This window comes from Neobacillus sp. 204, from assembly GCF_046562815.1.
Lineage (GTDB): Bacteria > Bacillota > Bacilli > Bacillales > Cytobacillaceae > Neobacillus.
Genome location: NZ_JBJORY010000027.1, coordinates 1 through 19,076 on the forward strand (window position 1 = coordinate 1; position 19,076 = coordinate 19,076).

Here is a 19,076-nt window from a genome sequence, read left to right on the forward strand (position 1 = left end):
AATGGAGGTTGCCGATTTCAATGTATTTTGAAGAGGTTAAAAAAGAAACGTTGTATATTGCACTCGAAATAATTAACTCGAATCCAGAATATAATATTTTGGAAAATGGCCAAGAGGCCAGATCACTTGCTGACATGGAAGAAGAATTCTTAAATCCTAATTCAATCAGTGCATTTATAAAGCTAGATGATACATACATTGGAATAATTGATTACTTGTTAGAAAATCCGAAGGACCAGTACCCTTGGCTTGGTTTATTACTGCTACATGGCGATTATCAAGGATATGGGTTCGGTGCACAGGGATTTGCAGTATACGAAAATGAGATGCTTAAACGAGGTAAGAAAGTCGTTAGAATTGGTGTATTAAAAGATAACTTACGAGCACAACGCTTTTGGGAAGCATTAGGATTTATCTATTATAGTACAGCAACCCTAAAAAATGGAAGTGGTATTTTTTGTTATGAAAAACAAATCGGACAATAACTTCCAACCTAAAAAGTTATACCTCTAAATACATAAATTGCTCAGCAAAGAGCTGAACTTGATCTTTGTCGATTTGATTCTTTTTCAACAGCGATTCTGCTATGACCACATGTGTCTGAATTGACGCAATTTTTTTTAATTCACGAAGGGACACATCTCCGTTTAATAATTCGATTGCTATTTCTCTAATGTCTTGATTCTTAGATGACTTGTATAATAGGTAGGCAATACATGTTACCTTATCCACAATTACCACTCCTCTATAATCAAAAATAACATTTTTTTACTATTTCGACGAGAAGCAACGTTTTTCCTGCTAATATTCAGAATATTTTCAAAGAAATTCAGAGAGTTTGTATATTGATAAGAATTATCGATAACATGGTCTATTAATCAGAAAATTCAAATAAATTATACAAGGGATTCTTCGCGGGGAGGGGTAGGGAATGTTTGAATTCAAGGAAGAAACACTTTCTGGATTTGAGGTGATTAACTCAATTTCGAAAGATAGTTTTAACATTGTTGATGTTAAATTTGAAAGCCCTTTCAAAGGGGAGGTATCTGCTTATCTCCTCGTACCACATAAAACAGGCCCACTTCCTGGATTAATATTTATGCACCCAAGTCAAGGAAATCGAAAGACATTTTTCCGTGAAGCGGAGTTGCTTGCTACCAAAGGATATGTAACCCTATTAATTGAAGCTCAATACTTAAGAGGATTTGAACAACAGAAATCTGGAAGGAAAAAAGAATTTAAAAAGACGATTGAAGAAATGGCAGATATTCAAAAATACATTCAATCAGTTATTGAAATTAGAAGGGGAGTTACATTGCTAAGTAAGCTACCAAAGGTGAATGAAGCTCGAATCGCTTTTATTGGGCACGGGATAGGGGCAGCATGGGGTGGTATCCTTTCAGGCATTGATAATCGAATAAAATCGTTTATCTTGATATCCGGCTATGGGAAGGTCTCAGAAATGCAACTGACAAGTGAGCATCCGATAGCAAGGTTAATTCGCAGCTTCCTGCCTCCTGAACGATATGAATACTTTATTTCGAGTCTGAAAAAATTGGATGCGATTCATTATGTTAAAAATGCTTCTCCAGCTTCGATCTTTTTTCAGTTTGCTGACAATGACGAATACATCGATCGAGAACAAGCCGTGACTTTTTATTCGTCTGCAAGCTCTCCTAAAAATATCAGTTGGTATGATACCAATCATTTATTTTCCAATTGCGATCAGGCCTTAACCGACCGTCTAGAATGGCTGGATGAGCAATTTACTGGTCAAAATGGCAAGTTTCCAACAGAATTTACCACAAACTAAAATAAATTCACTTTCAAACCGGAAATATTGTTGAAAATTGCTTAATTGATATGGTATTTTATATAATATTGAAGGGATAAAAGAAAAACGATGATAGTAATGTGGAATTTTACCTTTCGTCCCAATCGGGATGGAAGGTTTTTTACTTTTTTACATATGATTTAGGAGGAAAACCAATGAAACAAGCCTTAATCAAGGACCTTTACAGGAATACGGAAAGCTATATTGACCAAAACGTTGAATTATCTGGATGGATTCGCACCATTCGTGATTCGAAAACTTTTGGATTCATTGAATTAAACGATGGCAGCTTTTTTAAAGGGGTGCAAATCGTATTTGATGAGCAGTTACAAAACTTTAAAGAAATTGCCAAACTCCCTATCAGCTCATCGATTAGGGTTAGAGGAGATTTTATTCATACTCCTCAAGCGAAACAGCCTTTTGAAATTAAAGCGATTGACATTGTGATTGAAGGTACGTCAAGTGTCGATTATCCATTACAAAAGAAGAAGCATTCGTTTGAATATTTACGAACAATTGCTCATTTACGACCAAGAACCAATACGTTTTCAGCCGTTTTTCGGGTGAGATCCCTTGCTTCCTATGCCCTTCATAAGTTTTTCCAAGATAAAGGATTTGTGTATGTTCACTCTCCAATCATCACCGGTAGTGATACAGAAGGTGCGGGGGAAATGTTCCGGGTAACTACCTTAGATATGGACAATCTTCCGAAAAATGAAGAAGGCAAAACGGATATTACAAAAGATTTCTTTAACAAAGAAACCAATTTAACCGTTAGCGGACAGTTGTCGGCTGAGGCATTTGCGTTGGCTTTCCGGAATGTCTATACTTTTGGCCCAACGTTTAGAGCAGAAAACTCCAACACAGCAAGACATGCTGCTGAATTTTGGATGGTAGAACCAGAGATTGCCTTTGCTGAATTGCCAGATATCATGGATTTAGCGGAGGAAATGGTCAAATATGTCATCGGGTATGTGTTAGAACAAGCACCTGAAGAAATGAATTTCTTTAACAGCTTTATCGAAAAAGGTTTATTAGACCGTTTAAATAATGCCTATACAGCTGACTTTGGCCGTGTGACATATACGGAAGCGATTAATATTTTAAAGGATTCTGGTGAAACGTTTGCCTATCCAGTAGAATGGGGACTTGACCTGCAAACAGAGCATGAACGTTATTTAAGTGAAAAAGTATTTAAACGCCCTGTATTTGTTACAGATTATCCAAAAGAAATCAAAGCCTTCTATATGAGACTAAATGAAGACAACAAAACAGTAGCAGCAACTGATTTACTTGTACCTGGAATTGGTGAATTGATTGGCGGCAGTCAGCGTGAAGAGCGTGAAGAAATCTTGGCTGGTAAAATTAATGAACTTGGTATGAATGAAGAAGATTACTGGTGGTACCTAGAATTACGAAAATATGGCGGTACGAAGCATTCGGGCTATGGTATTGGTTTTGAACGATTAATTATGTACCTCACTGGAATGACCAATATTAGAGACGTAATCCCGTTCCCAAGAACAACAGGAAATGCCGATTTTTAAGGACAAATAATAAAAGGAGAAGGCTGATTAGATACGCAAAATCAGCTTTCTCCTTTTTTATTAAAGATTTTTCAATTCTTCTTCGAAAAAGAAGGTTTCTGGATGTTCCTTAACGATATAAGAATATCTTTTCATGTTTTTGACATATTGTGATTTTAAAATGGTGACGACTTCACCCGTTTCTATAATGTTTACTGATTGTCCGTTTTTGTATAGATTATTTGAGTTTTTCAAATTTAACACCCCTTTACCTATTCCCTATTTAGTATATCATAAAATCCCTAAACTCATTTCTTACTTATGGGAAATTTGCGCATAGATGGAAAGAGGAAATCGCTCTTCCTTTCAAAAACAAATTTAATGTGTTATGCTTTAATAAAAGTGAGGTGTCATTTTGACAAATTATAAAGCAAAAAAAAGTAACCTCAAGGATTTATTATCTAAAAACGGCATGGACTTGGAAAGTTTGGAAAGGAATACAAATATTCCCCAAACTCAACTGAACGACTACTTGTCAAAGAAAGTAATGAACTTAAATACTGCGATGACAATTTCCAAAGAATTGAATTGTCGTATTGAAGATTTATATGTTTGGTCTTCTGAGAAGAAAAAAGCATAGCACCATTAATTAACAGACTCGATTATGAGTCTGTTTTTTGTTTAAGCTGTAAAAAAATAGCACGCGTTTTGCGTGCTATTTTAAAAAAGATTAATTCTTCAAATCACATTTATCTAAAGGAATAACCTTTGTTTTTTTTGTGAATTTATAACCAAGCCACACAATAAGGAATAATGGCAGGCCGATATATGAAACTAAAACACCATTCCAATCTATTTGGTCACCCGTGAAGGCAGAATAGTTTTGGCCTAGGACAACAATTCCGCAAACTAGAAAGGCGAAAATTGGACCAAATGGGAAGAATTTTGATTTATAGGGCAGTGAGTTCAGATCTTTTCCTTGGGCAATAAATGCTTTACGGAAACGATAATGACAGACAGCAATCCCTAACCATGCGATAAAGCCAGACATTCCTGAAGCATTTAATAACCAGACATAAACCGTTCCATCTCCAAAGAATGAAGCAAGGAAAGCGAGTGTTCCCACTAAGGTTGTTGCAATTAAAGCATTAACTGGAACACCTTTTTTGTTTAATTTACCAAGGAACTTTGGGGCTTTACCTTGACGGGCCAAATCCCAAAGCATTCGAGTGGAGGCGTACATTCCTGAATTCCCTGCCGATAAGACAGCCGTTAAGATAACAGCATTCATGATTGATGCAGCGAAAGCAATTCCTGCCTTTTGTAAAACCAAAGTAAATGGGCTAACAGTAATATCACCATTTGCTAAATTATCGTTTGTATAAGGAATAAGAAGTCCGATGACTAAGATAGCTAATATATAAAATAATAAAATACGCCAGAACACCTGCTTAACTGCACGTGGGATGGCTTTCTTTGGATCTTCTGTTTCACCAGCAGCGACGCCTAAAAGCTCAGTTCCTTGGAAGGAGAAGCCAGCAGCCATAAAGATTCCCAGCATCGACATAAAGCCGCCGTGAAAGGGTGCATCACCAATTGTGAAGTTTTTGAAGCCGGGTGCATCATTACCCATGATCCCGAAAATCATTAACGCACCTGTAATAACAAAAATAATTACTGTTACCACTTTAATTAAGGAAAACCAATATTCTGCTTCTCCAAATCCTTTGACAGAAAGGTAGTTTAAGAGAAACATAATCACTAAAAAGATGCCGCTCCAAATAAATGAGGGCGTATCAGGAAACCAGAATTTCATGATCATGGTTACCGCAGCTAATTCTGCAGCAATGGTTATGGCCCAGTTATACCAATAGTTCCAGCCTAAGGCAAAACCAAGGGAAGGATCGACAAATTTGGTTGCATACGTACTAAAGCTTCCGGCAACGGGCATATAGGCACCCATTTCGGCTAATCCTTGCATCAAAAAGAAAACCATAATCCCAATAACTAGATAGGAAAGGATAGCCCCTCCGGGTCCTGCGCTATGGATCGCGCCGCCACTAGCAAGAAAAAGCCCAGTTCCAATCGTCCCACCAAGGGAAATCATGGTAAGGTGACGAGATTTTAAACCTCTTTTTAATTCTGATGGATCTCTTTGTATAGTTAAATCACTAGTGTTTTCAGCTTCTTTTAATACTCTCGCTGTTTGCATAATCTTAACTCCTCTTTTCTTCTTGTTTTTCGAGAAGGAGTTTGGAATATAAAAATGCCATCGAGGAATAATCGATGGCATTGTAAATACCCCGCATCATACCTTCCGAAAGATAGCTCAACACGATAAGCTGGTAGGACTAATCGTGACAGTTCTGTTCCTATTAGGAGACAGCCCCAGCATGCTTTTTGAAGAGATGAAAGCACACTTCGGCGGATTTTCCTTTCAAACGGAGTCAGGGATGTCTCACACATCTCGTCCGCTTTACTAATAAAAACCGCGACCTCTACCTCATCGGTTTGATGAGGATTTAGTATCATTAAGTTAATATACTAGTATACTATATGGATTCATATAGAAATGTCAATATGTAAAAATCAATTCCGTAATAAACAGATAATTTATTTTTTTAAAATAAATTTTTTATTTTACTTTAAGAGAGAGAATCTGTATTATTTTTAAATAGAATTAATTGCCTGTTTGTATTAGGAGGATTTGTACCATGCAGATTGTTGGAATGATGTTGGGATCTCTAATTATTGTGGTTGCCTTTAACCTTTTTTTAATCCCGCATGAAGTGTTGAGCAGCGGATTAAGCGGAATTTCAATGATATTAGGGATGATCTCACCGGTTAATACAGGGGTAGCAAATTTCCTGCTAAATTTTCCTTTATTAATTATTGGATATAAAATGTTAGGGAAAAAATTTATCGTAAATTCGATTTTTTCAGTGATCATTATCTCAATTGGACTTTATTTAATTCCCGTTTATGCCATTGCAGATGATACCATTCTCTCAGCTATTTTTGGTGGAGCGTTAACCGGTTTAGGTGTTGGAATTGTTTTCCGCTGTTCTGGATCGACCGGAGGATTTGATATTATTGGCATGATTGTAGCAAGAAAAAGAGATTTCCCAATTGGTGTTTTACTTTCAGGCATGAATGCAGTTGTGATTTTGATCAGCGGATTTTTATTTGATTGGGATTCTGCTCTTTATACCTTAGTTTCCATTTTTGTGACAGGTAAAGTTGTCGATGCAATCTATACAGACCATGCTAAATTAACGTTAATGATTATCACAGATAAAGGCGAAGAGATGAGACATCATTTACTGAAAAATTTGTATCGAGGTTTAACCGTTATGGATGGTGTTGGCGGATATTCAAATAACCAGCGGAATGTATTAATAACGGTCATTTCTAGATACGAACTTAATGAAGTTAAAAACTTAATCACGGAAGTCGATTCATGTGCTTTTGTTAATATAACAGAAACAATTGAAGTCATGGGATTGTTTCATCGGCCAAGTCCGTAAACAAAAAGGTTTGCATCTATTAAATAGAGCAAGCCTTTTTGTTTAATTAGGATTTCCCTCGCTTTTTTATCCATTTCATCATCACATGGATCACCTCTTCAAGCTCCTTACCCGCTTGGGTTAAGTCATATTCCACTTTTTTAGGTGATGTGGCAATCACTCTTTTGACAATCAATCCTTCATTTTCTAAATCTCGCAACCGTTCGGTTAACAGTCGATCAGAAATTCCAGGAATCGAGGAAACAATTTCATGGTAGCGCTTCGGTCCATCGAGGAGCGAAAAAATAACAGAACCCATCCAACGTTTACCTATAAATTCAATCGCATTATGAAAATTGGTACATATATGCTTAATTTCCTCAGCGGACTGAGTCATACAATTTTGGTTTTTAGGTTCACTCATATAAAATCCCTCTTTTTTACTTTTCTAGTTCTATCATACCATAGTTTAATTTCTTGACGAAAGGTACTTACTAATAGTAAGATGCTTTTGTACTTACTTTTAGTAAGTTAAATTAATTAGGGGGAATTCTCTCATGCAAACAACCGTTTCGAAAAGTTTATCTGAAGTGATCAAAGAACGTCGCTCTGTTAGAAAATATGATTCAACATATAAAATTTCTCAAGAAGAAATCAATGATATGTTAAAGGAAGCAACACAAGCCCCATCCTCTAGTAATCTACAACCTTGGCGTTTTATTGTCATTCAGGACCAAGAGGTTAAAAAGGAACTTAGAACGGTGGCTAACAATCAAGAGCAGGTGGAAACTGCATCCGCGGTGATTGCTGTCTTAGGTGACAAGGAAATGTATAAAAACGTAGAAAAAGTTTATCGAAGTGCCTATGATGCTGGTTTTATGGATGAGACTAATATGAATCGATTAATCGAAGGGACCAATAAAACTTACCCATTTGCGTCAGAAGAAGTTTTAAAAAATATTGCTTCATTTGATGCAGGCTTAGTGTCGATGCAATTGATGTTAATTGCAAAGAATAGAGGATATGATACCGTTCCCATGGGGGGATTTGACAAAGAAAAATTTGTGAAAATGTTTAATATTGAAGATCGATTATTCCCAATTGTGTTGATTTCCGTAGGGAAGGCTGCTGCGCCAGCTTTCAATACCACACGTTTGCCTTTGGAAGATGTTTTAATAGACTATAAGTAAAAGGGAAGGCGCATGAAAGAATTTCATGCGCCTGCTGATTTTAATTATTAATATACTTTTCAAATACATAGCCGAAGTCTTTTACCATATATTGTTTTTTGCTGTCTTCTAACCATTGAAAGGCAGCTTGATTTAACATTTTAAATTGAACAACCAAATTGCTGTCTGCACTTGTCACGCGGCCTAAAGTAGTGGAGGCGACATCTAGGCTTTGTTTGGCAAACTGAAGGGAAATTTCATTTTCATGTGAGATTTCAGAAATTTTTATAAGGGCTTTATATAAATCCTTAACTTCCTCAATATGTTTCTTATGTACATCGATGGAGAAAGGCTCTGAACCGATTTTAAATTTTATTTCCACATCAAGGTCGACCGTTCCAGCTGTTTCCAGTTTAACCTCGGAAATTCTGTTTGTTGCATAACTATAGCGATGAAGCATTCGCTTTTTGCTGGTTGCACTTGTACCATCTAAATGAATGAGTGCGTTGTTGGTAAAACAATATTCATCCGATTTTGATTTGATGAGGAAATAAATTTTCTCATTATCTTCATGCATGACATAATCGTCTGAGTCCACCTTATCATAGTTTTCTGGCTTAATAACAGAACCTACATCACTTAATCCCAAAATATCTGCAGCTACTTTTCCAAACATGAGTATCAACCTCACTTTTTTATTTTTACTTTTTCTTTTACGAATAGAGGGAAAGAAAGTTTCAACTGTATTCAAAAAACTTTATTCGTTAAAATGAGTTTATATTCACATGAAAAGAAAAAGTTTACATCTTGATGGTTTTCCTGTTTTAATAGAAAATACACTATATACATATTAAAAACAGAAGAATGGAGGGAGAGAAGAATCATGCGGCCGATCATTCTAGGCATCTTTGCGGCTTTCTTTTTTGCATTCACATTTATCCTCAACAGATCAATGGATCAAGCAGGCGGGAGCTGGTTATGGAGTGCCTCATTAAGGTATTTCTTTATGGTACCATTCTTGTTCATGATCGTGATTGGACGAAAAAATCTTAAACCATTGCTTTTAGAAATGAAAAAGCGTCCAGGTGCTTGGCTATTATGGAGTTCGGTTGGCTTTGGCCTGTTTTATGGTCCTATTTGTTTTTCTGCCGCCTATGCGCCCGGCTGGCTCATTGCAGCCACATGGCAGGTAACGATTATCTCAGGTTCGTTGCTAGCTCCCTTTTTTTATGAAAGGGTTATGACTGAAAAAGGTCCCATCCAACAAAAGGGGAAAATCCCTTTTAAGGGCTTAGGAATGTCAGTGATTATTCTCTTAGGGATTATTTTGATGCAATTCGAACAGTCCAATCATATTTCGCTTGGGGCGATTTCCCTAGGAGTACTTCCAGTTATCATTGCTTCATTTGCTTATCCTCTAGGTAACCGAAAAATGATGGATATTTGTGGGGGACGGCTTGATGTTTTTCAACGTGTATTAGGGATGACAATAGCTAGTCTGCCGATTTGGATTGTTTTATCCTTATATGGCCTATTAACGGTCGGTACACCAAGCAAAGGGCAATTAGTCCAATCGGGTCTTGTTGCCATATCATCAGGAGTAATTGCAACGATTTTATTTTTCAAGGCAACCGATCTTGTAAGAGGAAATATGCAAAAACTTGCTGCTGTTGAGGCAACCCAATCGGTGGAAGTTTTATTTGCGGTTATTGGTGAATTGATCCTTCTACACAGCGTATTTCCAACGCAGTTATCCTGGTGGGGGATGATTCTAGTCATGGTTGGAATGATACTACACAGCTTTTTTTCACATAAGAGTAACCAGAAAATCATCCGTACAGAAAATCCATTAAAAATGAATAGCTAGAAATGGTAAATCCTTATCAATTGAAATTGATAAGGATTTTAGTTTCTAATTATGGCTAACCGTTTAAAAAAGGACTTAACATATCAATGGTTTTTTGAACTTTTTCTGCATTTCGCTTGTACATTTCTTTTGATTTTTCACAATTGGTTTCAAGTGAAAAAATCTCCAAATCAGCCTGAACTTTTTTAAGCGTAGCCAGCAGGAGTGGACGTTGAGCGGGTGCTGGCACCTGAATTTTATCGTCATAAAGATCCACCGTGAGTTCCCCGTAAGAATCCACTTGTCCTAAAAATACATTATCTAGTGTTACCTCTAGTTTATCTAACTCTGTGTATAACCAACCTCTGCCTTTTCCCGCACATCTTAATGATTCATCAACAATGTTTCCATCCATAATGACAGTTTGCGGTTCCTTCTCATTCGGCATTTTCATTTGTAAATCTTTTGGTGTAAGGGGTTGGTTTTCCTTTTTTAATAAAACGCTTAAATTTCCTCGCGGTTCCAAAACAGCAAATTCTATATCAGCAAACTTAAAAATATTCTTCTGACGGAGAAGAGCTGATAATTCGTCAAGGGTATATTTTTCTTTTTTCAAGTTTTCTTCTAATATTTTTCCATCCTTAATAACGACGGTACTTTTTCCTTCAGCGAAATCACTAAATTTTTTACTTTTTATTGCTAAGAAATTAACTAAAAAAGTAACAAATCCAAAAACTACAAGTGCCAGTGCACCATGGACCATATTACCTTCTAAACCAGTTACGACTTCACCAGCAATACTTCCAATAGTAATACCTGCAACATACTCAAAGAAAGAGAGTTCCGAGATTTGTTTCTTTCCGAGTACTTTGGTTGTAACAAATAAGAGTACCAAGAAGACTAACGAACGGACGATTATCAAAACCCAACCTGGCATCATTTCTCACCTCAAGATTTATGACCCTTTGTATTGGGGTTCATTTCGTTCAAGTTCTAATACACGGTACTGGAGATCCTTTTTTACTTCTCCAACCGTTAACATGGCTTGATTAAAAATAACTTGTGCTTCACTATCAAGAGAATTTAAAGCGAAAGAAGCCAATTGTGATTCGATTCCTTTTATAGTTGATAGACATTGCTTGACATTTGAAGCGATTGTCACAGAATTAACTTCCTTTCATAAGGGATTCTATATATCAAAAAGGGGTTGGCAGAAATGCCAACCTAAAACTGCTCTATTGATTATATTGAGGTTCTTCCTTAATAATTTCTTGAAGCCGTGGTTCAAGGGTATCTAGAACTGATTGAGTTTGTTGAGCCGCTTGTTGATAAAGCTGCTTTGCATTTTGGTTATCTGTTGCTAATGCGAAGGTTTCAAAACTTGCCTGTGCACTTTTTAGCCCAGCTAATGCTTGTTTTACTTGTGTTCCAACAGTCATAAATTAATCCTTCTTTCGTGTAAATATTGAAATACAAAAATAGTATGTGGATTATCCCATTGGTTATGTATACATAAGCCGAATTAATTTTTCAAACTGCAAGAAAGGTCTTCCTTCTAGTGATTGAAGGAAGACTTTTTAATTATAAAAGTACATGTTCCAAAACAAGGGGATGTAACGCCTTGGTTTGATCAAAATAAATAAAGCTATCGTACCGTTGACTCATGTAGGAAGGGACATAATTACCAAAATGTTCGTATTCCGGTCGATAAACCACACCTATTGCACGATGACCAATTATTGTCGAAAATTCATGACGATTTTGATTAGTAAATAGTAAGTATTTATTAGCAGCACCGGTCTTATGCATGAGCGATTCCCAACTGCCAAATTGAGCTGGAGGCACTTGCATAATTTGAAAATCTTTTCCCCATTCCGTTGACGCTACCACCGTACCACTATAAGTTCCAAACCCAACGATAAATACATGTTCCGCGCCATTTTGTTCTCTAATAATTTGGCCTACATTCACCATTCCATCATCCTTCATGTCTGTTGCTCTGGCATCTCCGACATGAGTATTATGCTCCCAGATGATGACTTTTGCTTTTTCTCCGTAAAAGTTCATTACGGAGTTTAGAGCTTCGACCATGTGTTGATCACGTACATTCCATGATTTAGAGTCACTTTTGACCATTGTCCGGTAATATTCTTCAGCATTAGCCGTGACAAGGGCGTTAACCTCCATATTTAGGCTCATTTCCTGATCATCGTCAATTTTCCATTTGTTTTCCTGGATAGATTCGAGAAGCTCAAGTGCTTCTTTTGTGCAGTTTTCAGAGAGATACCCTGCAGATACAGCATAGGAATCATGATTGCGATTAAAGGGTTCAAAGCACGAAAAAGCTTTTTTAGCTTCCTTAAGGCTGGGGGAATTGGTTCTTTCTAAATAATGTATAATTTCATCCATACTTTCCCAAAGACTATACACATCCAGTCCATAAAAACCAACTGATTGGGAACTGTTATTTTGTTGATTATAATCCTTCAGCCACTCGATTAGATGAATGATCTCATGGTTTGCCCACATCCAAGTTGGCCAACGATTAAAACTTTCAAGGACCTTCCGTACCTCCTTTGTAGTTTGGTTAAAACCCTTAATGTATTGATTGATACTTTGGCAGGAGGGCCAATCACCTTCAACTGCAATAAAGGAAAAGCCTTTTTCTTTAATCAGCCTCTTGGACAACTCTGCTCTGAGAGAATAAAACTCCGAGGTTCCATGAGAAGATTCCCCTAGGAGCACATATTTTGCATCACCAATCGCCTCGATTAATGGATCTAGATTTTCAACTGTGTCAAAAGATTTGGCGTATTTATTAATGGCATTAATCATAAGGGGAAGCATTCCTTTCCAAAATACTTGGTTTTGATATCAATGTACCCTTATCTTCATCCGCTTAAATATCCAATAATTCACATATTTGACACAAGTAGTCCGTAAATTCAAAAAATTACGTGATATAATTTAAGTGTGGAAGATAGAATAAAGATTACCATCTTAGGAGGCTCAACCATACGTGTTCGTTCCGTTTGTGAACGAGTAGTAAGGTTATTCCTATACAATCATTTGGTAGGTGGAGCGATTGTTACACTTTAAGGAAAGGCTAAATCCTAAAACAAAATCCTTTCATAATTGGTATCTCTGTAATCCGTAGGAAACCTTATCAAAGGAAAAAGTTTAAGATTTATCAATAGAAATGTTATTGAACCTTTCCAAAAAGGATGAATTGCCAAGAAGCCAATCATCCAAATGATGGAGAAATGAGTCTCAATCGGTAACAAACCGAAAATTTGTTTCTTTTAGGAATTTGAATTCCATTATTTTCATGTGAATTAATTCCTTCAACGGAACAAACACATATTGGCGGACTGAACAATGTTCCATTTTGTTCGAAACGACTACTTGGAATGAATAATTGGTTCAAGTATCAGCCGATGTCATGGTTGGGTCTCCTGAGATGTTAATAAAAATTAAGGAGTTGCTTCAAACATTGAAGCAGCTCCTTTTTATTTTGATTTGAGTAAATAAAAGAGCATTTCATTATAAATAGAAAGGTTAATTCGTTATAATGGATTTAGGAAATTAATTTTGAAAGGGGCCAGATAATGCCAGGAACACAAGAATTGAATTTAATTGAACAGCAGGAAGCGATTATGGCAAAAATACAACATCGGAGATTATCAAAGAGAAAGATCTTTCAACGTATTTTATTGATAACATTAGGTGCCGCCCTAATGGCTGTAGGGCTAGAGATATTTCTCGTACCTAATAATGTCATTGATGGTGGAATCACTGGAATCTCCATTATGCTTTCGTATGTAACAGGATGGAAATTAGGAATGTTCCTCTTTATTCTTAATATACCTTTTTTCTTTATTGGTTATAAACAAATAGGGAAAACCTTCGCATTATCCACACTTTATGGAATCATAATTCTTTCGATTGGAACAACTTTACTTCATCCCGTGCCAGCTTTTACACAAGATATTCTCCTTGCAACGGTATTTGGGGGCATTGTGCTTGGTATTGGAGTTGGATTGGTGATTCGGTATGGTGGTTCATTGGACGGAACCGAAATTTTAGCGATTCTTTTTAATAAAAAGCTTCCTTTTTCTGTTGGGGAAATCATTATGTTTTTTAACCTCTTTATTCTAGCGTGTGCAGGTTTTGTCTTTACTTGGGACCGCGCAATGTATTCGCTTATTGCCTATTTTGTAGCTTACAAAACGATTGATATTACCATTACAGGGCTTGATGAATCTAAATCGGTGTGGATCATAAGTGACAATGCCCAACAAATCGGAGACGCAATTATGAATCGTCTAGGTCGTGGTGTCACTTATATCAATGGAGAGGGCGCATATTCAGGTGATGATAAAAAAGTCATTTTTTGCGTAATCAATCGTCTTGAAGAAGCAAAATTGAAGGAAATAGTTACTGACTATGATGATAATGCCTTTTTAGCAGTTGCGGATATTGCGGAAGTTCGTGGTGGAAGATTTAAGAAAAAAGACATCCATTAGTAAAGATAGTTCTTATTTACCCCGCGCCTGAATATGATAAAAATGGGTATTTTGTCGTTATGAGGATTAATTTGTAATTAAAAATATAAATAGCTTGTAATTTCTTTTTATTTCATGTCGCTTAATGCAGAATATTACGGAGTTTGGGCGGTGTTTTGTCGTACCATGCGCTTACCTAGGAAATAAAACTGCAAAATATGAATTATTTCCAAAAAAGATGGCAGATCATTCTGCCATCTTTTATAGTTCTATTGATGTGCTCTTTTTCAAATGGCTGTTGTTTTAGAATAAAAGTTCGAAAACTTCATTTAGCTCTTTTGCTCTTTTTTCATCTTGCTCATCTTTTGCATAGTTAATTTCTTTAGGAAGTATTTTATTTAGAAAATTAATTTCTTTTTGGTTTAAATCTCGAACAAAAGACTCTTCAGAAGTATAGTGCCCCTCCGATAGTTTACGGTAAATATGTCCGCCTTCAGAATGATCATCCGTATAGTTTGATAAAGTTTCCCTTAGGTACCCCAAAGTTTTATCCATTATTTCACCATTCCTTTCAACTCATATTTTTCAACGAGATAATAATTATATTCCTCATAAGTAAAGAGAAATATTTGCCCCATTAAATTAAAAAAGCCACTCATCCTTGGAAGGCGAGAGGCTGTTCATCCTACTACAGTTTTGAACATGTGATGATTCGATGACTTAAAATGTTTTGATATTTTAAAATCATATTTCCATGTTCATTTAAAATTTGAAATAACTCAGGTTCAAAATTGTTCGAGAAATTAAATTCCAAGGTATTATTTCCATGACTCATGTTCATACTCTCAGTTTTTATTACTATTTCTTCGAATCCTGCCTGCTCAAATAAATTACGCCAGTCATCTTCCATCAATAAAGAATCCAATGCATAAAATTTCATAATTTCGGATTCTTCCACTTGACTAAGCTTCGAATTTATTGTCATTTCATTTGCAATCAAACGTCCGCCATTTTTTAAGACTCTAAAAAATTCCCTTAATGCTGCGGGTTTGTTAACAAAAGCTAAAACGGATTCCGACAAAACAAAATCAAAGCTATTGTCTTTAAAGGGAAGTTTTTCAACAGATCCTTGGATTAATTTTATCGGGAAATTTAAGGATTGAAATCTTGTTCTTGCCTTTTCAATCATGATTGGATTAATTTCTAAGCCAACTACCTTTGCAAAGTAATGCTGATATAAATATGCTGCTGTTTGGCCAGTGCCACAGCCTGCATCTAAGATACGTGATTTGTTGGTTATATTTTCACTAGCCAGAATGTTTTTTGTTAAAGGGATTCCACCGGGGTGTGCTCCACCCACACCAAATTTGGCTAAGAAGTCAAAATAAGTCAAACCTCCCATAAATAAAGACACCACCTCATTTATCTTGTAGCATTTTATGTAAAATAGTGGTGAGAGGTTCTTTCTATTCAGGTATTCATCTCGATTAGTAAAAATAAAAATATTATGTAAACTATTTCAGGTCCAATATTCCAGTAATAACTAATTTTGTTCGTAATTCTTGTTAATATTCTCTGTTAATCAAGTGCAAATTAATGAAATGGAAGGGAAGAAACCTTTCCATTTCAATTTGAAGGAGTGCTTTTGATGAAAAAAATAATGGCTCAGCCGTTTTTCAAAATGTTTGGAAGAAAACGAAAAAGTAGAGGAGCCATGTGGGCATCTCTAGTAGGCATTGGTTTAAGTGCTGCCGTTTTTGGAGTGACAAAAGGAAAACGTAAGGATCTTGCACTTCCTTTTCAAAATATGATGAAAAACATGGCACCTAAAACAAATCTTAATTTAATGGACAATGCTGCATTAACGGAGTTTTCAGAGGAGCTATTAATGAGTGCTTTAAATAAAAAACGTTAACAAAAAAGTCCGCACATTAGCTGCGGACTTTTAATATGGGAGAAAGGGGACTTTCCGAGGTTTGTAATTTATATTTTCGGAAGAATAAACTTTAATTATTAACAGATGGCCTAATGTCCTTGCTCTAATTAACACAGGCTGGTTATAGTTATTCTTAAACTCAAAATCGGGTCCATACCAACTGACTGTTGCGTCTCGTCCAGGAGGAATATAAGGGACCTTTCTTGAATGAGAAAAACGCTCTACAATCTTGACGCCAGCATTGTCAACAGCATTATAAAGGGTTGAGGATACTTGGCAAATCCCTCCGCCGATGTCTTCTGAGAATTCGCCTCTAACGATGACAGGAGCACGTAAATACCCCTTGGCAGCTGTCCTTTTACCGACCACTTTGTTAAAGGAAAATGTTTCACCAGGAAAAACCACATAATTGTTAATTGCTTTTGTTGCCAATTGAATATTGTTAGCTCTTTTTTTATTTCGTGGATTAAAAGAGGTTACATACCGTCCGATCCTCATGCTGCGAATATCACCAAGCAATTCACTATCCACCTTTGGATAAACCGTAAGGATAGGTAATTCTAACTTTGCCTTTCTAGAACTGAATAAATAAGCATAAAATTGTTCCGTAAAGGCCTGCCGATAGATTTTAGAACCTGTTTGTTCCGGGATAATAACACCATTCTGATCCAAGCTGGCATTTTTCGGATCAAATGAAAATTGGTTATCTAAGTTATCCAAAAATTTACTGTACTTATTCGTATTAATTAATGGCAAGCCGGTTTGGGAAAAGGTAAAATCTTCACGATTAATAATAGCTACTGGATGGCCGTCCTTTGTAATCGTTAAACTATCTGGTGAAGTAGTAATCGGTTGGGTAAACAATAAATACCCCACTAACAATGAAAAAATCATACTTAGCAAACCCCCTCATTTTAATATTGGTAGAAGTTTGCGAATTCATGTAACAAGAAAAACTCATTCAAACATTTTTGAAATGATAAATTTCGATGAACATTTGTGATTCTGCTGAAAAATTTGTAGAAATATTGTATATTTAAAGATGATAACAATAGGATAGAACGGTGCTAGCAGATTGCTAATTATTACATAGGAGTGAAATATCATGTCCGAAAACGAGAGAATTCAATTAAATGTAAGGATTACAAAAGAAACGTCTAAGCTGTTAGATGAAATTGTAGAATATTATCAGCAAGGATTGAAACTGGGTAGAATTTATAAAGGAGATGTACTAACGGATATTATTGAAAAATCGCATGAAGTAATGAACAAACAGAAGAGATCATTTACAAAAAGGTTTTAACTTTAGGGTCAGGAATGGTCTATTTCATCAAGATAGGACTAAAAGACATTTTCTGGCCTCCTCCCCTCAACTTTAAACCACAGACTCACTTAGTAAATCCCCACTCAGTTACTAATTTTAAAGAATATTTCGAAATTTATTTGAATATTTAATATTTACAGGTATAATTAAATTCATAACATACCAACTGGTTAGTATGAGAAAGGGAGTGGAAATGTTGGATTTTTCATATTCTCAAAGAGTAAAAGAGTTGCAGGAAAAATTAACTGCCTTTATGGAAGCAAATGTTTATCCTAATGAGCGAACTTACGAGCAGCAATTAAACGAACAAGAAAGCCGTTGGAGTGCGGTCCCACCAATTATGGAGGAACTGAAGGAAAAGGCAAAAGCTGAAGGTCTGTGGAATTTATTTTTACCAGAAAGTGAATACGGAGCTGGATTAACCAATCAGGAATATGCCCCTCTATGTGAAATCATGGGACGGTCTTTAATCGGACCAGAGGTATTTAACTGTAGTGCTCCTGACACAGGAAATATGGAGGTCATTGTTCGCTATGGGAAAGAAAAGCATAAAGAACAGTGGTTAAAGCCCTTATTAGCAGGCGAAATTCGTTCTTGCTTTTCAATGACAGAGCCAGCTGTTGCTTCGGCGGATGCCACAAATATCGAAGCCAGCATCGAAAGAGATGGTGATGAATACATCATTAATGGCCGGAAGTGGTGGTCCTCAGGTGCAGGCGACCCTCGTTGTAAGATTGCGATTGTCATGGGGAAAACAGATCCTTCAGCAAACCGTCATGAACAACAATCGATGATTCTTGTCCCATTGGATTCTCCAGGTGTGAAAATTGAAAGAATGCTCCCGGTCTTCGGATATGATCATGCCCCACATGGACATGGAGAAATTACCTATGAAAATGTTCGCGTACCTGCGGAAAATATTCTTTGGGGAGAAGGTAAAGGGTTCGCAATTGCCCAAGGTAGACTAGGACCTGGGAGAATTCATCATTGTATGAGATTAATTGGTGCTGCAGAACGAGCCTTAGAAGAAATGTGTAAGCGTGTTCAGAGTAGGATGGCTTTTGGAAAAACATTAGCCAGCCAGGGGGTCATTCAGGAATGGATTGCTGATTCCAGAATTGAAATTGAGCAGGCTAGACTGCTTACCCTAAAAGCTGCTTATATGATGGATACCGTTGGAAATAAGGAAGCGAAAACGGAAATTGCCATGATTAAGGTGGTTGCCCCTTCAATGGCGTTAAGAGTCATTGACCGTGCGATTCAAGCTTTCGGGGCTGCTGGTGTATCTAACGATTTTACACTCGCGGCACAATGGGCCAATGCGCGAACATTAAGATTAGCTGATGGACCTGATGAAGTACATCGTGCCCAGTTAGCTAAACTTGAATTGAGAAAATATCAATAGAACTAAAAGTGATGAAGGGCTGAGG

General features: G+C 36.5%; 23 protein-coding genes and 1 riboswitch. Of the genes, 11 read left to right on the plus strand and 12 right to left on the minus strand.

Features of this window, described 5'->3' with window-relative positions; translation table 11 throughout:
* The coding region (locus ACJ004_RS28980) for a GNAT family N-acetyltransferase (RefSeq protein ID WP_410896545.1) at positions 1-485 on the plus strand (485 nt) is incomplete at its 5' end.
* A gap of 16 nt (positions 486-501) precedes the next feature.
* On the opposite strand, the gene ACJ004_RS28985 is transcribed toward ACJ004_RS28980, so the two are convergent.
* Positions 502-732, minus strand: a complete 231-nt coding sequence (locus ACJ004_RS28985) for a hypothetical protein (RefSeq protein ID WP_410896546.1) — start codon at positions 730-732, stop codon at positions 502-504.
* Positions 733-931: 199 nt separating this feature from the next.
* On the opposite strand from ACJ004_RS28985, the gene ACJ004_RS28990 reads away from it, so the two are divergent.
* On the plus strand, positions 932-1,813 hold the full coding sequence (locus tag ACJ004_RS28990) for an alpha/beta hydrolase (RefSeq protein WP_410896547.1): 882 nt from the start codon (positions 932-934) through the stop codon (positions 1,811-1,813).
* Between the two features lie 176 nt (positions 1,814-1,989).
* The gene (gene asnS / locus ACJ004_RS28995; RefSeq protein ID WP_410896548.1) at positions 1,990-3,381 is read left to right on the plus strand and encodes an asparagine--tRNA ligase; all 1,392 of its coding nucleotides are present in this window, start codon (positions 1,990-1,992) and stop codon (positions 3,379-3,381) included.
* Between the two features lie 60 nt (positions 3,382-3,441).
* Here asnS and ACJ004_RS29000 read toward each other — a convergent pair whose 3' ends face one another.
* Positions 3,442-3,615: a hypothetical protein gene (locus ACJ004_RS29000; RefSeq protein ID WP_410896549.1), complete on the minus strand. Its 174-nt coding sequence runs from the start codon at positions 3,613-3,615 to the stop codon at positions 3,442-3,444.
* A gap of 160 nt (positions 3,616-3,775) precedes the next feature.
* On the opposite strand from ACJ004_RS29000, the gene ACJ004_RS29005 reads away from it, so the two are divergent.
* A complete protein-coding gene (locus ACJ004_RS29005; protein ID WP_410896550.1) occupies positions 3,776-4,000 on the plus strand; it encodes a helix-turn-helix domain-containing protein in 225 nt (74 codons plus the stop codon).
* Between the two features lie 90 nt (positions 4,001-4,090).
* Here the strand turns inward: ACJ004_RS29005 and ACJ004_RS29010 are convergent, their stop codons facing one another.
* Positions 4,091-5,572, minus strand: a complete 1,482-nt coding sequence (locus ACJ004_RS29010) for an amino acid permease (RefSeq protein WP_410896551.1) — start codon at positions 5,570-5,572, stop codon at positions 4,091-4,093.
* A 105-nt stretch (positions 5,573-5,677) separates the two neighbouring features.
* Positions 5,678-5,869, minus strand: a riboswitch (Lysine riboswitch).
* Between the two features lie 205 nt (positions 5,870-6,074).
* Here ACJ004_RS29010 and ACJ004_RS29015 point away from each other — a divergent pair.
* Positions 6,075-6,887 (plus strand): YitT family protein, encoded by an 813-nt coding sequence (locus ACJ004_RS29015; protein ID WP_410896552.1) that lies wholly within the window; start codon positions 6,075-6,077, stop codon positions 6,885-6,887.
* 46 nt (positions 6,888-6,933) lie between these two features.
* On the opposite strand, the gene ACJ004_RS29020 is transcribed toward ACJ004_RS29015, so the two are convergent.
* Positions 6,934-7,290, minus strand: a complete 357-nt coding sequence (locus tag ACJ004_RS29020) for a winged helix-turn-helix transcriptional regulator (RefSeq protein ID WP_410896553.1) — start codon at positions 7,288-7,290, stop codon at positions 6,934-6,936.
* Positions 7,291-7,423: 133 nt separating this feature from the next.
* On the opposite strand from ACJ004_RS29020, the gene ACJ004_RS29025 reads away from it, so the two are divergent.
* A complete protein-coding gene (locus tag ACJ004_RS29025; RefSeq protein ID WP_410896554.1) occupies positions 7,424-8,056 on the plus strand; it encodes a nitroreductase family protein in 633 nt (210 codons plus the stop codon).
* A gap of 40 nt (positions 8,057-8,096) precedes the next feature.
* Here ACJ004_RS29025 and ACJ004_RS29030 read toward each other — a convergent pair whose 3' ends face one another.
* On the minus strand, positions 8,097-8,711 hold the full coding sequence (locus ACJ004_RS29030; RefSeq protein ID WP_410896555.1) for a PH domain-containing protein: 615 nt from the start codon (positions 8,709-8,711) through the stop codon (positions 8,097-8,099).
* 207 nt (positions 8,712-8,918) lie between these two features.
* On the opposite strand from ACJ004_RS29030, the gene ACJ004_RS29035 reads away from it, so the two are divergent.
* Positions 8,919-9,902 (plus strand): DMT family transporter, encoded by a 984-nt coding sequence (locus ACJ004_RS29035; RefSeq protein ID WP_410896556.1) that lies wholly within the window; start codon positions 8,919-8,921, stop codon positions 9,900-9,902.
* Positions 9,903-9,957: 55 nt separating this feature from the next.
* Here ACJ004_RS29035 and ACJ004_RS29040 read toward each other — a convergent pair whose 3' ends face one another.
* The 4 genes from ACJ004_RS29040 to ACJ004_RS29055 all read right to left on the minus strand — a co-directional run bounded on the left by ACJ004_RS29040 (position 9,958) and on the right by ACJ004_RS29055 (position 12,716).
* Positions 9,958-10,818 (minus strand): DUF421 domain-containing protein, encoded by an 861-nt coding sequence (locus tag ACJ004_RS29040; RefSeq protein ID WP_410896557.1) that lies wholly within the window; start codon positions 10,816-10,818, stop codon positions 9,958-9,960.
* Between the two features lie 18 nt (positions 10,819-10,836).
* A complete protein-coding gene (locus ACJ004_RS29045; RefSeq protein WP_410896558.1) occupies positions 10,837-11,043 on the minus strand; it encodes a DUF1657 domain-containing protein in 207 nt (68 codons plus the stop codon).
* A 73-nt stretch (positions 11,044-11,116) separates the two neighbouring features.
* Positions 11,117-11,320, minus strand: coding sequence for a DUF1657 domain-containing protein (locus tag ACJ004_RS29050; protein ID WP_410896559.1), 204 nt, complete (start codon positions 11,318-11,320; stop codon positions 11,117-11,119).
* A 142-nt stretch (positions 11,321-11,462) separates the two neighbouring features.
* A complete protein-coding gene (locus tag ACJ004_RS29055) occupies positions 11,463-12,716 on the minus strand; it encodes an erythromycin esterase family protein (protein WP_410896560.1) in 1,254 nt (417 codons plus the stop codon).
* A gap of 821 nt (positions 12,717-13,537) precedes the next feature.
* On the opposite strand from ACJ004_RS29055, the gene ACJ004_RS29060 reads away from it, so the two are divergent.
* On the plus strand, positions 13,538-14,407 hold the full coding sequence (locus ACJ004_RS29060; protein ID WP_410896594.1) for a YitT family protein: 870 nt from the start codon (positions 13,538-13,540) through the stop codon (positions 14,405-14,407).
* Between the two features lie 282 nt (positions 14,408-14,689).
* Here the strand turns inward: ACJ004_RS29060 and ACJ004_RS29065 are convergent, their stop codons facing one another.
* Together ACJ004_RS29065 and ACJ004_RS29070 are read right to left on the minus strand one after the other, a co-directional pair.
* Positions 14,690-14,941, minus strand: a complete 252-nt coding sequence (locus tag ACJ004_RS29065) for a sigma-G-dependent sporulation-specific acid-soluble spore protein CsgA (RefSeq protein ID WP_410896561.1) — start codon at positions 14,939-14,941, stop codon at positions 14,690-14,692.
* 133 nt (positions 14,942-15,074) lie between these two features.
* Positions 15,075-15,788 (minus strand): class I SAM-dependent methyltransferase, encoded by a 714-nt coding sequence (locus ACJ004_RS29070; protein ID WP_410896595.1) that lies wholly within the window; start codon positions 15,786-15,788, stop codon positions 15,075-15,077.
* A gap of 246 nt (positions 15,789-16,034) precedes the next feature.
* Here ACJ004_RS29070 and ACJ004_RS29075 point away from each other — a divergent pair, with 246 nt between their 5' ends.
* Positions 16,035-16,301, plus strand: coding sequence for a hypothetical protein (locus ACJ004_RS29075; protein WP_410896562.1), 267 nt, complete (start codon positions 16,035-16,037; stop codon positions 16,299-16,301).
* A gap of 30 nt (positions 16,302-16,331) precedes the next feature.
* Here the strand turns inward: ACJ004_RS29075 and ACJ004_RS29080 are convergent, their stop codons facing one another.
* Entirely contained in the window at positions 16,332-17,216 is an 885-nt protein-coding gene (locus tag ACJ004_RS29080; RefSeq protein ID WP_410896563.1) for a VanW family protein, read from the minus strand.
* A gap of 211 nt (positions 17,217-17,427) precedes the next feature.
* Here ACJ004_RS29080 and ACJ004_RS29085 point away from each other — a divergent pair, with 211 nt between their 5' ends.
* Positions 17,428-17,625 (plus strand): hypothetical protein, encoded by a 198-nt coding sequence (locus ACJ004_RS29085; protein WP_335502991.1) that lies wholly within the window; start codon positions 17,428-17,430, stop codon positions 17,623-17,625.
* Between the two features lie 217 nt (positions 17,626-17,842).
* Positions 17,843-19,051, plus strand: a complete 1,209-nt coding sequence (locus tag ACJ004_RS29090; protein WP_410896564.1) for an acyl-CoA dehydrogenase — start codon at positions 17,843-17,845, stop codon at positions 19,049-19,051.
* The last annotated feature ends 25 nt before the right edge of the window (positions 19,052-19,076 follow it).